The organism is Methylobacterium sp. WL116 (assembly GCF_008039455.1).
Taxonomy (GTDB): domain Bacteria; phylum Pseudomonadota; class Alphaproteobacteria; order Rhizobiales; family Beijerinckiaceae; genus Methylobacterium.
This window is the reverse complement of record NZ_VRUV01000779.1, coordinates 1-1,549: the sequence shown is the minus strand read 5'-3', so window position 1 is coordinate 1,549 and position 1,549 is coordinate 1. Positions and strand designations below refer to the sequence as shown.

At 73.6% G+C, this 1,549-nt stretch carries 1 protein-coding gene; it reads right to left on the bottom strand.

Features of this window, described 5'->3' with window-relative positions:
- Window positions 1-47: 47 nt before the first annotated feature.
- Entirely contained in the window at window positions 48-1,514 is a 1,467-nt protein-coding gene (locus tag FV223_RS27260; protein WP_147729824.1) for a protein-glutamate O-methyltransferase CheR, read from the bottom strand.
- Between the last annotated feature and the right edge of the window lie 35 nt (window positions 1,515-1,549).

Here is a 1,549-nt window from a genome sequence, read left to right as displayed (position 1 = left end):
TGAGGCGCGAGACGCGCGCGATCCACGACGCCGCCCGACCCGGAGCATCAGCCGCCTTGTCGATCTCGATCGGAAAACGGATCCTCCTCGGCTTCACGGCCGTGACGGTGGTGCTGATCGCCCTCGGGCAACGCCGCATCCGGCGGCAGCGCTTGGCTCAAGGCGACCGCATTGTCCAGCGCCCGGCGGGCGTCGGCGGTCCGTCCGAGGGCTCCGAGCAGCAGGCCGAGATGGTAATGGGCCATCACGTAGCCGCGATCGAGGTAGAGCGCGCCGCGGAAGGCCCGCTCGGCTTCGGCCTCGCGGCCGAACCCGAGCGCGAGCAGGCCCTCGTAGAGCCGAAGGGACGCATCGGTCGGCCGCGCGGCGAGCGCGTTCCGCAGGAGGCGCCACGCCGCGCCGGTGTCGCCGGAATCGGCCAGCATGCGGATCGTGCGCGCCACGTCCTCCGCCGTCTCGTCGACGACGGTTGGAGCGCTCGCCGCCGGCACCGGACGGATCGCTTCGGCGACGGCGTCTCCGGCAGGCACCGCGAGCAGCGCCTCGAGAGCCGGACCGGGTTCGATGGGAGTGGCGGCGGGCGGACGCTCGAGCCCGGCCGGCTCGGCAGGATCGGGAGGCGCGGGCAGTGACGCCGATTCGAGCGGGCGGCGATAGGCGACCGTGCCGGGGAGGTTCACCGCATCGAGCCAGCCCGCGAAGGCCGGATGGGGCTCCGCATGGCCGATCAGCAGCCAGCCGCCGGGCCGCAGGCGCCGGCCCAGCGCCCGCACGATCGCGGCGACGGTCTCGGCGCTGAAGTAGATCAGCACGTTGCGGCAGAGAATGAGATCGAACCCGTCGAAACCCTCGGCCGCCGTCCCGTCGACGAGGCTCATCAGGTTCTGGCGCTCGAAGCGCACCATGCGGCGAAACTCCGGCCGCAGGGCGTAGCCGCCTTCGCGGGCCGCCCCGGGGCTCGCCGGGATGCGATGGAAGTGGCGCAAGCGCTCCTCGACCGGCAGCGTCCGCAGCGCCCAGCGGCCGTACTCGGCCGCCCGGGCGGTGGCGAGGGCGGCGACGCTGATGTCGGTGCCGACGATCGCGACGCGCCAGTCCGCCAGGGCCGGGCCGAGCAGCTGGTGCAGCAGGATCGCCACCGAGTAGGGCTCGGCCCCCGTCGAGCAGCCGGCGCTCCAGACCCGGAGGCTGCGCTCGGCCGCGCGCCCGGCGATCAGGCCGGGTAGGATGGTCTCGCGCAACGCGGTGAACTGCTCGGCGTAGCGGAAGAAGAAGGTCTCGCCGATGGTGATCTCGGCCTCGAGCGCGGCCCATTCGCCGGCGCCCGCGTTCAGGCGCGCGTCGTAAGCCGCGGCATCGGCGACGTTGCAGGCCTTGAACCGCCGCCGCAGGCGGTCGAACAGCAGGTCGTCCTTGTCGGCGTAGTAGTGATGGCCGGTGCGCGCGATGATCCGCGCCTTGAGGGCCGCGTAGCCCGGATCGTCGTGGGGGCTCGGACCGGGCGGCCGACGCATGGGGTCCCGCGCCTTCCGCTCAGGCGGCCGGCAGC

Excerpts from the sequence above, each read along its gene's own strand:
- FV223_RS27260 (WP_147729824.1), bottom strand. The coding sequence starts at position 1,514 with ATGCGTCGGCCGCCCGGTCCGAGCCCCCACGACGATCCGGGCTACGCG.